Source organism: Rhizobium sp. NFACC06-2 (assembly GCF_900101425.1).
GTDB classification, from domain to species: domain Bacteria; phylum Pseudomonadota; class Alphaproteobacteria; order Rhizobiales; family Rhizobiaceae; genus Agrobacterium; species Agrobacterium leguminum.
In genome coordinates this window covers 343,923-356,743 of record NZ_FMVA01000003.1, presented here as the reverse complement: position 1 = coordinate 356,743, position 12,821 = coordinate 343,923, and the positions used below count along the sequence as shown (strand labels likewise).

The window sequence follows — 12,821 nt, the reverse complement described above, 5'->3', positions numbered from 1 at the left end:
CAAGCCGTCCACCCGTATCGATTTTCATGAGAATGTTTTGACAGATTATTTGGCTGGAGATGCGCGATGCAGAGATCGACACTATGGCTTATGCTCATTTTTTCAAGTCTTCTTCCCGCCCAGGCGGTGGGCGAGGATGCCCAACCGCCGACACTTGAAACCATTGCCAGAACCGGCACCATCAAGCTCGGTTACGCCGATCGCAATATTCCCTTTTCCTATCTCGGCACCGGGCCGGAGCCTATCGGCTACAGCATCGAGCTATGCCTGAGAGTGGCGGATTCCATCAAGAAAAAGCTCGGCCTGCCGGAACTGAAGATCGAGTTCGTCAAGCGCACACCCAGCAACCGCATCATGCTTCTCAATGACGGTACGATGGACATGGAATGCGTGGCGAGCACGAATACGGAAGAGCGGCGCAAGGCCGTGTGGTTCTCCTACAGCCACTTCATCACCGGCACCCGTTATGTGGCGCTGAAATCGAGCGGCCTGAACACCGTCGCCGATCTCGCCGGGCGAACGGTGGTGGTGACGACGGGAACCATCAACATAACCCAACTCAACGTGCTCAATCGCAAACTGGGGCTGAACGTCGCTGTTCTGCAAAATGACAGCACCGAGGGCAGTTTCGACATGGTGACGGAAAACCGCGCCTCTGCCTTCGTCATGGACGATATACTTCTGCGATCCTTCGTTGCCGAGACCGGCAAGCCGGAAGACTACGTCATCTCCGACGAATATCTTGCCCCGCCGCAGCCCTATGGTTTGATGCTCCGCCACGGCGATACCGGCTTCCGCGACGCCGTCAACGAAGCGCTCGGCCAAATTTATGAGAGCGGCGAAATCGAGAAAATCTACGACAAATGGTTCAACGCGCCGATTCCGCCAAACGGCATCAACCTGAAGCGCCCGCTGCCCGGCGATCTGGCGGAGGCATTTCGAAAACCCGTCGATACGACAGCGGAATAAAAACGCCGCCCGGTATGGGGCGGCGTTTTTCAAGACGTATCTTACGCGGCGCGCAGATCGGCACCCAGGGGAATCTCGACATCGATCTCCAAGATGGAGACATGCTCGTCGCGATCCATCTTCACATGCACGCGATCATTGTCGATCTGCACATGTTTGGCGATGACGCCGAGAATTTCTTCCCTGAGGATGGCGACCAGATCGGAGCCGGAGGATGCCCTTTCGTGGGCGAGCAGCACCTGCAGGCGTTCGCGCGCAAGCGGTGCCGACTTCTGTTTGCGGAAAAGACTGAAGATGCTCATGCAGCCCTCCTTGCGAAGATCTTGGAGAAGATGCCACGCTTCTCGCCCGGAATGACCACCGGAATATCCTCACCGGACAGGCGGCGGGCGGCGTCGAAATAAGCCATGGCCGGTGCGCAGCGGGCATCCGCCAGCGTAACAGGCGCACCAACGTTCGAGGCCCGCAGCACATCCGTGCTTTCGGGAATGATGCCGAGCAGCGGAATGGAAAGGATTTCCAGAACGTCGTCGACCTTCAGCATATCGCCACGCTCGGCGCGGGAAGCGTCGTAACGCGTCAGAAGCAGGTGCTTCTCCATACGCTCGCCGCGTTCTGCTTTCAGCGTCTTGGAATCCAGCAGACCGATGATGCGGTCGCTGTCGCGCACCGAGGAGACTTCCGGATTGGTGACCACGACGGCCACATCCGCATGGCGCATGGCCAGCGTCGCGCCGCGTTCGATGCCGGCGGGGCTGTCGCAGATCACCCAGTCGAAGTGCTTCTTCAGCTCGTTGATGACCCATTCGACACCTTCCGGCGTCAGATTGTCCTTGTCGCGCGTCTGCGAGGCAGGCAGCAGGAACAGCGTCTCGAGGCGCTTGTCGCGGATCAGCGCCTGCGTCAGCTTGGCATCGCCCTGGATGACGTTGACGAGATCGTAAACCACGCGGCGTTCAGCACCCATGACGAGATCGAGGTTGCGCAGGCCGACATCGAAATCGACGACCACGACCTTCTCCTTGTTCTGCGCCAGTGCGGCGCCAAGCGCTGCGGTCGAGGTGGTCTTTCCCACCCCGCCCTTGCCGGAAGTTACAACGACTACCTTCCCCATATGGCTCTCCTGTTCCTGTGTTGTTTCTCTGTTATCAGCCAAGCTTTGCGGCCTTGATCGTATCGTTTTCCAGCCAGAGTTGAACGGGCTGGCCGCGCAGCTTGTCGTCAATGTCCTCGGCCACCTTGTAGACGCCGTCGATGGCCAGAAGCTCCGCTTCGAGCTTGCGGCAGAAGATGCGCGCCGAAACATTGCCGAGCGAACCGGCCATGGCGCGACCGCGCAGGGCGCCGTAAATATGCACCGAACCGCCGGCGATGATTTCCGCTCCCGAGGCGACCGAACCGATGACGGTCACGTCACCCTCGGGAAACATGATCGACTGGCCGGAGCGAACCGGCTCGTTGATGACCAGCGACGGCACGACGGCCCTGACCTCACCGGCAGCACGCGGCTTTTCCTCCGGCAACTCGGCAGCGATGGCGACCGGCTCAACCTCGACATCGGAAGCGGGCTTTCCGCCCTTCAGCGACGGCGGCATGCCCGGCTCGATCATCGAGGGGCGAACGCCCTCGATACCCATGATGCCGACATTGCGCTCCGTCAGCGCCGCCAGCAGCTCCTTCAGCCCCGCCTTATCAAGCGACAGCTCAGACACATCCAGAACCACCGGACGCGACAGGAAGAAGCCCGCCGAACGGGCGGCAAGATCATCGAGCCTTTCCAGCCATTGATCGACCGGAGATTCGGGAGACAGGACGACTGCGAGGAAGGAGCGGCCTTTGATACGGATCGAACGCTGGTCTGTTAGCACTTTGGTCATCTTGGTAAACAAATCGTTGACAATTAGGTACCTCGAATATGGTTAACAAATGGTTAACGCCGCCCCTGAAGCGGCGGATTCGTTAAGAAAATTCCGCCCCGAAAAACCTCATGCGAAACATTCAAAATCCATCATTACCTCTTGATTTAACGCGTTTCCGGCACGTGTGAAAACTCACGATAGCAGCTCATCCTTGCTGCAACCTGACGCCCGGCATCGCGAGATGGGCACGTCATGTCCCCTACCCCAACCCGGCGAGTCGCGGAACACGCGAACGTCCGATTCCGGGACAATATCCGCCTTCGGCCAGATGACCGCATTATGCCTTCAAGGTGGAAAAGCGATTCCGTTATCTCCGCCGATGCTGTAGAGACAGGCGTCCCGACAGCTTCAACGGAAGAATGAGATGCACAGCAAAGTCCCGCCGCAGAACCAGATATTTTCGCAAGACTATGCGGCCTTCCTGTTCGACATGGATGGAACATTGCTCAACTCGATTGCGGTGGTGGAGCGGGTCTGGCGTGAATGGGCCGTGGACAACGGCATAGAGCCGAACGCTTTCCTGCAGCGCATCCATGGCATGCGCGCGTCGGAAGTGGTGCGCCGCGAGGCCGTTCCCGGTCTGGATGTCGCGGAACAGGCGGCGATGCTGCTGCAGAAGGAAATGGACGATGTCGACGGCATCCTCCAGATTCCCGAGGCTGCCGCATTTCTCGAAAAATTGCCGGCCGGCAAATGGGCCATCGTCACCTCCGCCGCCCGCGCGCTCGCCGAACGCCGGCTGGCGGCCGCAGGCCTCACCCCGCCTCCGGTGATGATCTGCGCCGAGGACGTGGTGAACGGCAAGCCTGATCCGGAAGGATATAAAAAGGCGGCAGAAAAGCTCGGCGTCGCGCCTGAAAACTGTGTCGTCTTCGAGGACGCCCCCGCCGGAATTCAGGCCGGGGAAAGCATGGGCGCCACCGTGGTCGTCATCAACGCCACCCACTCCCATCTCATCGAAACGCCGCATCTTTCCATAGGCGGATATGGTGAGCTGGATGTCGTCATCGGCGAGAACGGCGCCCTGAGGCTCGCAGGTGGCAGGGTCTGAAAAGCCGATCTTTCTATCGGCTAACAAGCCATCCCACCCGACGCCATCCTCGGGCCTGTCCCGAGGATCTAACCACCTATCGTAAAACTGACCGGTAGCAGATGCTCGGGACAAGCCCGAGCAAGACGGCGGCAAGGTTTGTGAACTTTACCATCCTCTTAGGCACAAAGACTCGGGCTGGCTGAATGCCACTCCAAGCCGGAATGACGGAAGTGGTAAAAGCCCCGGAATAAGACAACGCCCGACCTGCTGAACCGCCACAAACTCCTCCCCACACTTTTCCACCAGCGGCCAATTGACAGCACCGCATAAATGCGCCCTAATAAAATTGGTAAGACCATCTTACCGCTTGCGCGATTGGGGGAGACTTTCGCGCTGGGAGGATATCATGTTTGTGGCTCTGGAGCCGCGCCGCCTTTACCGGCTGGTCGCGGAACAAATTCGTTTGCTCATCGAAAGCGGGGAACTGACCGAAGGCCAGCGCCTGCCGGCGGAGCGGGACCTTGCCGAACGCTTCGGCGTATCGCGGCCGACCGTCCGCGAAGCGCTTATCGTTCTGGAAGTGGAAGGCCATATCCATATCCGCATGGGTTCGGGGGTCTATGTCAGCGCAGCCGGCAAGCAGGCCAAGGAAAAGCCGCCGGTGCCGGATGCGCATGGGCCATTCGAAATCCTGCAGGCGCGCTGCATCATTGAGAGTGCGATTGCAGAGGAGGCAGCACGGCTTGCCACGCCGGAATGCATCGCCAAGCTCGATGATATCATCGAACGCATGGCCGGCGCGCTCGACAGCTCGCCACAGGCGCTCAATTTCGACCGGGCCTTCCACACCGCGATTGCCGATATCATCGGCAATTCGGCGCTGAACCGCTTTACCGGCCTGATCTATGACGAGCGCAGCCTGTCGCCCTTTTTCGAAAAGCTCGCCAGCTATTTCGAGGGGCCGCATACATGGAACCTTGCCGTTCAGGAACACCGCGCAATCCGCGACGCTATTGCCGCCAACGACCCGGAAGGTGCGCGTGAGGCGATGCGGCAGCACCTGACGCTGTCGCAAAAGAGATTTTCCGAAAGTTTCGGGGAGGAAACGATCGGGGAAGAGTGACCGCGCCGTAACCGGCGACGGGAAAAATGAGAAATCTGGCTTTAATTCGGGAGGAGTTAAAAATGAAAATCAGATTGTCGACTTTGATGGGCGCAACAGCCGCCATCCTGCTTTCCGCGCTCGCGGCGCAGGCGCAGACCACGCTGAAATGGGCGCATGTCTACGAGACATCCGAACCGTTCCACACCGATTCGGTCTGGGCTGCGGAAGAGATCGCCAAGCGCACCGAAGGCCGCTACAAGATCGATGTCTTTCCGGCCTCGCAGCTCGGCAAGGAAGCCGATATCAATCAGGGCCTGAAAATCGGCACCGTCGATATCATCATTTCCGGCTCCAGCTTTGCCGCGCGTGACTTCAAGCCGATCGGCGTCACCTACTTCCCTTACATCTTCCGCGATCCGAGCCATCTGATCGCCTATACCAAGAGCGATATCTTCAAGCGTCTCGCCAAGGGTTACGAAGACAAGACCGGCAACCACATCGCCGCCGTCAGCTATTACGGCACGCGTCACACCACATCGAACAAGCCGATTGCCGCCTGCGCCGACATGGCGGGGCTGAAGATGCGCGTTCCGGACGTTCCGGCCTATCTGGCCATGCCGCGCGCCTGCGGCGCCAACACCACCCCGATTGCCTTTGCGGAAGTCTATCTGGCGCTCCAGAACGGCACGGTCGACGCCCAGGAAAACCCGCTGACCACCATCGAGGCGAAGAAGTTCTTCGAAGTGCAGAAGAACATCGTCCTGACCGGCCATATCGTCGACCACCTCAATACGGTGATTTCGAAGAACCTGTGGTCTCAGCTCTCCGATGAAGACAAGAAAATCTTCACCGAGGTCATGCAGCAGGCAGCCGAGCGCACCACCAAGACCATCGAAAGCCGCGAAAAGAGCCTCGTCGAAGACTTCAAGAAGCGCGGTCTCACCGTCGCCGAGGTCGACAAGGCCGACTTCGAGAAGAACGTCCTCGAAAAAGTAAAGTTCGAGGACTTCGGTTACGACAAGGCCGACTGGGAAGCCATTCGCGCCGTCAAGTGAGCCAAGATCCGGTGCGGCCCCGTTGCCGCACCGCCCTTTCTCTCCAGACGGGATATCTCAATGTCGCAGGAAATCCATACTCAGGTCACGCCTGAGGAACTCGCCCATACGTTCGACGAGGCGCCGCCGGAGGTCGATCTCAAGGTCTATTCATTCGAAGACTGGGTCACGCTCGGCCTCTTCTGGCTGATGACGGGCTGCGTGTTCCTTCAGTTCTTCACCCGCTACGTGCTCAACGACAGCTACGCCTGGACGGAAGAAATCGCCGTCAACTGCCTGATCGGCGTCGTCTTTTTGGGTTCGGTCATGTGCGTGCGCATGTCGCGCCACATTCAGGTGGATGTGCTTTATCACTATGTGCCGCCACAGGTGGCCCGCGCCATGTCGATCCTTGTCGACGTGCTGCGCATCCTCTTCTTCGCCTACACCTCATGGCTGATGTGGCGCTATCTGGAAATCGTCGCCGATGAGGAAATGGTTACCGTGGCGCTGCCGCGTAACATCGTTTTCTACACGGTTCTGGCCGCTTTCGTTCTGATGTTCTTCCGCTCGGTGCAGGTCTTCATCGCCAATATGCAGCGTGGTTATTCCGTTCTGGAACGGCCCGAAGAATTCCAGAGCGCGGGAGATTGATCACATGCTGCTTCTTATCGGCTCCTTTCTTCTGCTGATGCTGATCGGCCTGCCCGTCGCGATCTCGATGGCCTCGGCCTCGCTGCTCTACATCGTGTTTTATAATGTCGCGCCTGATATCATCGCGGCGCAGCGCCTGATCGCGGGTGTGGAAAGCTTTCCGCTCCTCGCCGTCCCCTTCTTCATCCTTGCTGGCAACCTGATGAATACGGCGGGGGTTACGGGACGCATCTATTCCTTCGCCGTCGCACTCGTCGGCTGGATGAAGGGCGGTCTCGCACAGGTCAACATCATTGGCTCGGTGATCTTTTCCGGCATGTCCGGCACAGCACTTGCCGATGCGGCCGGTATCGGCACCATCGAAATCAAGGCCATGAAGGATCACGGTTATCCGGTCGAAGCGGCCGTCGGCGTCACCGCCGCCTCCGCAACGCTCGGCCCGATCTTCCCGCCGTCGCTGCCCTTCGTCATCTATGGCATGATGGCGAATGTCTCCATCGGCGCGCTGTTCATGGCCGGCATCGTTCCGGGCGTCGTGATGACGCTTCTGATGATGATCACGGTTGCGGTCTTCGCCTATATCAAGGGCTGGGGCTCCGATACGCCCTTCAGCCTCAGAACCATCTTCGGCGCATCGATAGAAGTCTTCGTGGTGATGATGGTGCCGCTCGGCATCTATATCCTCACGGCGTTTGGCCTGTCGCTCAACCTGTCGATCCTGATCGTGCTGGTGATATTGCTGGCCTGTGACTGGTATTTCGACTTCTCGGCCGTGATGGCGCTGATGACGCCTGTCATCCTGATCGGCGGCATGACCATGGGCTGGTTCACACCGACGGAAGCCGCCGTTGCGGCCGTCCTCTGGTCGTTGTTCCTCGGGCTTGTCCGTTACCGGACGATGACCTTCAAAACGCTGGCGAAATCGACCTTCGATACGATTGAGACGACCGCTTCGGTGCTCTTCATCGTCGCGGCGGCCTCGGTCTTCGCATGGCTGCTGACGGTCAGCCAGGCGGCGCAGCTTCTCTCGGCGGCGATCCTGACGATCACCGACAGCAAGTGGATTTTCCTCGTGCTGGTCAATCTCCTGATGCTGTTCGTCGGCTGCTTCCTCGATACCATTGCGGCCATCACCATCCTCGTGCCGATCCTGTTGCCGCTGGTGCTGCAGTTCAATATCGACCCGGTGCATTTCGGTCTCATCATCACGCTCAACCTGATGATAGGGCTGTTGCATCCGCCGCTCGGCATGGTGCTGTTCGTGCTCTCGCGCGTGGCGAAACTCTCCGTCGAACGCACGACCATGGCCATTCTACCCTGGCTGGTGCCGTTGTTCGTGGCGCTGCTGCTGATCACCTTCGTTCCGGCCATCACGCTGTGGCTGCCGACCGAAATGGGCCTGATCCGCTAGCGCCAATATCATCGCCCGCGCGGTTTCCCGCGCGGGCTTCTTCCTCCCATACACATATGAGGGCATCGTCATGCAGACACGCGTGGCACGTCTATACGGCCAGAGGGACATTCGCGTCGAAACGCAGGACCTCATCGAGCCAGGGCCTGGCGAAGTGCTGCTCGCCATGGCGGCGGGCGGCATCTGCGGCTCCGATCTGCATTATTATCAGGATGGCGGCTTCGGCCCGGTCCGGGTGCGCGAGCCGATCATCTGCGGGCATGAGGCATCCGGCCATGTGCAGGCGCTGGGAGAGGGTGTCAGCGGGCTTGCCATCGGCCAGCTTGTCGCCGTCAATCCGTCTCAGCCCTGTGGCCACTGCCATTTCTGCCTGAAGGGCCAGCCGATCCATTGCCTCGAAATGCGCTTCATGGGCAGCGCCATGCGCCTGCCGCATGAACAGGGCATGTTCCGCGACCGGCTGGTGGTTCCCGCCAAACAATGCGCGAGATTTTCAGAGGATACCTCACCGGCTGAAGCCGCCTGCACCGAGCCGCTCGCGGTGTGCCTGCATGCCGTGGCCCAGGCCGGCGATCTGGCAGGTGCAAAGGTGCTGGTGACCGGCGCAGGCCCCATCGGCCTGCTGACAATTGCCGCCGCCCGCCACGCCGGAGCAAGCATAATCGTCGCCACCGACCTTACCGATGCCGCACTTGAACGCGCCCCCGCCATGGGTGCCGACCGCACCATCAATGTCGCGAAAGACGCCGAGGCGCTCATCCCCTATCAGGACAATAAGGGTTATTTCGACGTCATTTTCGATTGCTCCGCAGCCGGTCCAGCACTTCGCACCGCCTTTGCCTGCGTGCGCCCGCGCGGCACCATCGTGCAGGTGGGCGTCACCGGCGACATCACCATTCCGCTCAACGCGCTGGTGGGCAAGGAAATCCTCTGGCGCGGCTCACAGCGTTTCCACGACGAATTCGCCATTGCCGCCGGGCTGATCTCCAGCCGCAGGATCGATGTGCGGCCGATCATTTCCCACAGCTTCCCGCTTGGCGAGGCGAAAGCCGCATTCGAACAGGCCGGAGACCGCTCTGCCGCCTGCAAGGTGCAGCTGACATTTTCCGCAGACTGATATTTGAGGATTTAAGATGAGACATACATGGCGCTGGTTCGGCCCGGTCGACAAGGTCACGGTTCAGGATGCGGCTCAGGCGGGCGCGGAAGGCATCGTCAGTGCGCTGCATCACATCGCCACCGGCGATGTCTGGCCGGTGGATGAAATCGCCAAACGGCATGAAGCCATCAAGGCCGGTGGCCTATACTGGGACGTGGTGGAAAGCGTGCCGGTCTCCGAGGATATCAAGACCCAGACCGGTGACTGGAAAACCCATATAACCAACTGGCAGGAAACGCTGCGCCGCCTCTCCGCCTCCGGCATCCGCACCGTCTGCTATAATTTCATGCCGGTGCTGGACTGGACCCGCACCGACCTGCGCTGGGAAACCAGACACGGCGCAAAGGCGATGCGTTTCGATCTCACCGATTTCGCCGCCTTCGACATTCACATCCTGAAACGTCCAGATGCCAAGGCCGATTATCCGGACTGGCTGGCGGAGGAAGCGGCAAAACGCTTCGCCGACATGCCGGACACGAAAATCGCCGCCCTCGGGCGTAATATCGGCGCGGGTCTGCCCGGTTCGGCGGATGGTTATACGCTTGCCCAGCTTCTGGAAAAACTGCGGTCCTATCACGGCATCAACCGCGAAAGGCTGCAACAGAACCTCATCGACTTCCTCTCGGAGGTGACGCCGGTTGCCGAAGAGGTGGGTATCAACATCTGCGCCCATGGCGACGATCCGCCATGGCCGCTGCTCGGCCTGCCGCGTATTCTCTCTACCGAAGCCGACTACGCCCATATGCTCTCAAAGGTCGATAGCCGCGCCAATGGCGTGACGCTCTGCACCGGTTCGCTGGGCGCGCGGGCGGACAATGACCTGCCCTTCATCGCCAGCCGTTTTGCAGATCGCATTCATTTCGTACATCTGCGCAATGTAACGCGCGACACCGACACCGTGCCCTGCTCTTTCTTCGAGGACGAGCATCTGGAAGGCGGAACCGACATGGTCGCCGTCATCGCCGCACTCCTCACCGAAGAAGCGCGCCGCCGGGCGGAGGGCCGTGAAGACCACACCATTCCGATGCGGCCCGATCACGGTCAGGAAATCCTCGACGACCTGACGCGCGGCGCACAACCCGGTTATCCCGCCATCGGCCGGCTGAAGGGGTTGGCTGAGTTGCGTGGCATCGAACGCACGTTATCGCACAGCCGTTTCGGGCTGGCGGGTGGGACGCGCTGAACAATGTTCCCGGCTGCGGGCGTTCCGTCAGCCTGCAGCCAGCCGCGTCCTGAACAGCAGGTAGGAAAAGGTCGCAAGCCCACCGGCGACGACGCCGGCGGCTTTCACGGCGGCGTCCATCAGATGCGGATGGCGGGTGGGCGACAGGAATTGCAACGCCTCGATGCCGAAAGCCGCCGCAATGCCTGCCACGATGATCGCCAGCCAGTAACGCGGATAGGCGAGCACGAAGGCGGCCGAGCAGAAGGCGAAGGCCGCGGCGCGGTCCAGGCCCACCGTCGTCAGCGTGTGCGGACGAAAGCCGATAGGGCAAACTGTAACGATCACAATCAGCAGAAAAACCGACCAGGCTACATATTTCGGGAGTCTATTTGTCATCATGGCGTCACAATAGAGCGCCGTGCGCGTAAACGGAAGCGGGACTTTTTCACGCCTCGCCCAATTAATCACACTTTTCGGTCAGATAGTTGAAAAACCGGCTTTCGCTCAGGCCCCACACGGGCTAAGGCAGAAGGCAACCGGGCAAGGATCGCGGCTGATGGCGTTTTCGCTGTCGCCTTTCGGTGCAACGTCACGGTGTCGGGTGGATTTTCCACACAGGATCAGATTTTCAGGGAAGAGCACAATGAGTTTCAAGCCGCACGGCAAACATCTGGTTGCAGGAGAATGGGTCGCAACGGAAGCTAAATTCCGCAGCGAGCCTGCACATGGCGAAGCTTTCGATTTTTCGGTCGGCACCGTCGATCTGGTGAATGCGGCCTGTGAAGCTGCCGAAGAAGCCTTCTGGAGCTACGGTTACACCACCCGCGAAGAGCGCGCCGCATTCCTCGACACCATCGCCGATGAGATCGAAGCACGCGCCGACGCCATCACCGAAATCGGCTCGTCCGAAACCGGCCTGCCCGCAGGACGTTTGCAGGGCGAACGCGGCCGCACCGTTGGCCAGCTGCGCCTTTTCGCCTCGCATATCCGCAAGGGCGACTATCTCGACCGCCGCCATGACGAGGCGCTGCCGGACCGCCAGCCGCTGCCGCGCCCGGATATCCGCCTGATGCAGCGCCCGATCGGCCCCGTCGCGGTCTTCGGCGCCTCCAACTTCCCGCTCGCCTTCTCCACGGCCGGCGGTGATACCGCTGCCGCTCTGGCAGCCGGCTGCCCGGTCGTCGTCAAAGGCCATTCCGCCCATCCCGGCACCGGCGAAATCGTTGCCGAAGCGGTTCTCGCCGCCGTCAAGAAGCACAATCTGCATCCCGGCGTCTTCTCGCTGATCCAGGGCGGCCGCCGCGATGTCGGCTCCGCGCTCGTGCAGCATCCGCGTATCAAGGCGGTCGGTTTCACCGGTTCGCTCGCCGGCGGCCGCGCGCTGTTCGATCTCTGCGCCCAGCGCCCCGAGCCGATCCCCTTCTTCGGCGAACTGGGGTCAGTCAACCCGATGTTCCTCCTGCCGGAAGCCGTTGCGGCTCGCGGCGAAGCCATTGCCAAGGGCTGGGCCGGTTCGCTCACCATGGGTGCGGGCCAGTTCTGCACCAACCCCGGCATCGCCGTCATCCTCTCCGAGCAGGCGGATGCGGTTGCTGAAACCGCACGTGCGGCCCTTTCGGAAGTCGGCCCTCAGGTCATGCTGACCGACGGCATCGCCGCTGCCTATCGCGACGGCCGTGACCGTATCGCTGCCGGCAACGGCGTGCGCGACGTTCTGACCACCACCTGCAACCTGCGCAATGCAACGCCTTACCTGTTCCGCGTTTCGGGCAAGGACTGGGTTGCCAACCATGCGCTTGCTGAAGAAGTCTTCGGACCGCTTGGCCTTATCGTGACGGTTGATAGCACCGAGGAAATGCTGGAAGTTGCCAAGAGCTTCGAAGGCCAGCTGACGGCAACCATGCATCTCGATGCCGGCGACGCCGAACTTGGTCGCAAGCTGCTGCCGATCCTCGAGCGCAAGGCCGGCCGCGTTCTCGCCAACGGTTTCCCAACCGGCGTGGAAGTCTCCGAAGCCATGGTGCATGGCGGCCCTTACCCGGCATCGACGAACTTCGGCGCAACCTCTGTTGGCACGATGTCGATCCGCCGCTTCATGCGCCCGGTTTCCTACCAGAACATCCCTTCGGATGTTCTGCCTGACGATATCCGCTAAAACTGATCGGGGCAGGCGCAGCGCTGCGCCTGCCCTTTTTATTCGGCTTTACCGCCCTTCGGGAAATACGGCCTGACGCTGAAGCGTCACCCGCCTACCCTTCTCCCACCTCACGGCCCCATCCAGATTTTTCCGCGCCAGTACGTCGGCGTCGGTTGACATGGCCCCCGCACGTAATGCTAATACGCAATCTTGTAACGTAATAACATTACAATCA

At 60.5% G+C, this 12,821-nt stretch carries 13 protein-coding genes; 9 read left to right on the top strand and 4 right to left on the bottom strand.

The features are described 5' to 3' along the window. Positions 1 to 66 precede the first annotated feature (66 nt). The gene (locus F3H58_RS08490) at positions 67 to 969 is read left to right on the top strand and encodes an amino acid ABC transporter substrate-binding protein (RefSeq protein WP_149741879.1); all 903 of its coding nucleotides are present in this window, start codon (positions 67 to 69) and stop codon (positions 967 to 969) included. A gap of 41 nt (positions 970 to 1,010) precedes the next feature. Here the strand turns inward: F3H58_RS08490 and minE are convergent, their stop codons facing one another. From minE to minC, 3 genes are read right to left on the bottom strand one after another with little or no spacing between them, the layout of a single operon-like run. After that, positions 1,011 to 1,271, bottom strand: a complete 261-nt coding sequence (gene minE / locus F3H58_RS08485) for a cell division topological specificity factor MinE (protein ID WP_020809474.1) — start codon at positions 1,269 to 1,271, stop codon at positions 1,011 to 1,013. Beyond that, a complete protein-coding gene (gene minD, locus F3H58_RS08480) occupies positions 1,268 to 2,083 on the bottom strand; it encodes a septum site-determining protein MinD (RefSeq protein ID WP_003506498.1) in 816 nt (271 codons plus the stop codon). Before minD ends, minE begins: the two co-directional genes overlap by 4 nt. 34 nt (positions 2,084 to 2,117) lie before the next feature. Next, positions 2,118 to 2,846 carry a septum site-determining protein MinC gene (minC, locus tag F3H58_RS08475; protein WP_003506496.1) on the bottom strand — a complete coding sequence of 243 codons (729 nt, stop codon included), beginning with the start codon at positions 2,844 to 2,846 and terminating at the stop codon, positions 2,118 to 2,120. Between the two features lie 406 nt (positions 2,847 to 3,252). Between minC and F3H58_RS08470 the strand changes: the two genes are divergently transcribed. The 7 genes from F3H58_RS08470 to uxuA all read left to right on the top strand — a co-directional run bounded on the left by F3H58_RS08470 (position 3,253) and on the right by uxuA (position 10,467). Next, positions 3,253 to 3,939, top strand: coding sequence for an HAD family hydrolase (locus tag F3H58_RS08470; protein WP_149741878.1), 687 nt, complete (start codon positions 3,253 to 3,255; stop codon positions 3,937 to 3,939). 388 nt (positions 3,940 to 4,327) lie between these two features. Continuing rightward, positions 4,328 to 5,044 (top strand): FadR/GntR family transcriptional regulator, encoded by a 717-nt coding sequence (locus F3H58_RS08465; RefSeq protein ID WP_020809475.1) that lies wholly within the window; start codon positions 4,328 to 4,330, stop codon positions 5,042 to 5,044. A gap of 62 nt (positions 5,045 to 5,106) precedes the next feature. Then, on the top strand, positions 5,107 to 6,081 hold the full coding sequence (locus F3H58_RS08460; RefSeq protein ID WP_078052583.1) for a sialic acid TRAP transporter substrate-binding protein SiaP: 975 nt from the start codon (positions 5,107 to 5,109) through the stop codon (positions 6,079 to 6,081). Between the two features lie 60 nt (positions 6,082 to 6,141). Continuing rightward, entirely contained in the window at positions 6,142 to 6,714 is a 573-nt protein-coding gene (locus tag F3H58_RS08455) for a TRAP transporter small permease (protein ID WP_059758143.1), read from the top strand. Between the two features lie 4 nt (positions 6,715 to 6,718). Beyond that, the gene (locus tag F3H58_RS08450; RefSeq protein ID WP_035220793.1) at positions 6,719 to 8,125 is read left to right on the top strand and encodes a TRAP transporter large permease; all 1,407 of its coding nucleotides are present in this window, start codon (positions 6,719 to 6,721) and stop codon (positions 8,123 to 8,125) included. 70 nt (positions 8,126 to 8,195) lie between these two features. Continuing rightward, positions 8,196 to 9,242 carry an L-idonate 5-dehydrogenase gene (locus tag F3H58_RS08445; protein WP_149741877.1) on the top strand — a complete coding sequence of 349 codons (1,047 nt, stop codon included), beginning with the start codon at positions 8,196 to 8,198 and terminating at the stop codon, positions 9,240 to 9,242. 16 nt (positions 9,243 to 9,258) lie between these two features. Then, on the top strand, positions 9,259 to 10,467 hold the full coding sequence (uxuA, locus tag F3H58_RS08440) for a mannonate dehydratase (protein WP_149741876.1): 1,209 nt from the start codon (positions 9,259 to 9,261) through the stop codon (positions 10,465 to 10,467). 27 nt (positions 10,468 to 10,494) lie between these two features. Here the strand turns inward: uxuA and F3H58_RS08435 are convergent, their stop codons facing one another. Further along, complete coding sequence (locus tag F3H58_RS08435) at positions 10,495 to 10,848, bottom strand: antibiotic resistance protein VanZ (protein ID WP_188128832.1); 354 nt, start codon at positions 10,846 to 10,848, stop codon at positions 10,495 to 10,497. Between the two features lie 244 nt (positions 10,849 to 11,092). On the opposite strand from F3H58_RS08435, the gene F3H58_RS08430 reads away from it, so the two are divergent. Continuing rightward, positions 11,093 to 12,604 carry an aldehyde dehydrogenase (NADP(+)) gene (locus tag F3H58_RS08430; protein WP_065655639.1) on the top strand — a complete coding sequence of 504 codons (1,512 nt, stop codon included), beginning with the start codon at positions 11,093 to 11,095 and terminating at the stop codon, positions 12,602 to 12,604. Positions 12,605 to 12,821: the final 217 nt, after the last annotated feature.

What these genes read in the sequence shown, in the direction of transcription:
- F3H58_RS08450 (WP_035220793.1), top strand. Translation starts at nt 6,719, where the DNA reads ATGCTGCTTCTTATCGGCTCCTTTCTTCTGCTGATGCTGATCGGCCTG.
- F3H58_RS08460 (WP_078052583.1), top strand. Translation starts at nt 5,107, where the DNA reads ATGAAAATCAGATTGTCGACTTTGATGGGCGCAACAGCCGCCATCCTG.
- minD (WP_003506498.1), bottom strand. Translation starts at nt 2,083, where the DNA reads ATGGGGAAGGTAGTCGTTGTAACTTCCGGCAAGGGCGGGGTGGGAAAG.
- F3H58_RS08465 (WP_020809475.1), top strand. Translation starts at nt 4,328, where the DNA reads ATGTTTGTGGCTCTGGAGCCGCGCCGCCTTTACCGGCTGGTCGCGGAA.
- F3H58_RS08435 (WP_188128832.1), bottom strand. Translation starts at nt 10,848, where the DNA reads ATGATGACAAATAGACTCCCGAAATATGTAGCCTGGTCGGTTTTTCTG.
- F3H58_RS08490 (WP_149741879.1), top strand. Translation starts at nt 67, where the DNA reads ATGCAGAGATCGACACTATGGCTTATGCTCATTTTTTCAAGTCTTCTT.
- F3H58_RS08445 (WP_149741877.1), top strand. Translation starts at nt 8,196, where the DNA reads ATGCAGACACGCGTGGCACGTCTATACGGCCAGAGGGACATTCGCGTC.
- minE (WP_020809474.1), bottom strand. Translation starts at nt 1,271, where the DNA reads ATGAGCATCTTCAGTCTTTTCCGCAAACAGAAGTCGGCACCGCTTGCG.
- F3H58_RS08430 (WP_065655639.1), top strand. Translation starts at nt 11,093, where the DNA reads ATGAGTTTCAAGCCGCACGGCAAACATCTGGTTGCAGGAGAATGGGTC.
- F3H58_RS08470 (WP_149741878.1), top strand. Translation starts at nt 3,253, where the DNA reads ATGCACAGCAAAGTCCCGCCGCAGAACCAGATATTTTCGCAAGACTAT.
- F3H58_RS08455 (WP_059758143.1), top strand. Translation starts at nt 6,142, where the DNA reads ATGTCGCAGGAAATCCATACTCAGGTCACGCCTGAGGAACTCGCCCAT.
- minC (WP_003506496.1), bottom strand. Translation starts at nt 2,846, where the DNA reads ATGACCAAAGTGCTAACAGACCAGCGTTCGATCCGTATCAAAGGCCGC.
- uxuA (WP_149741876.1), top strand. Translation starts at nt 9,259, where the DNA reads ATGAGACATACATGGCGCTGGTTCGGCCCGGTCGACAAGGTCACGGTT.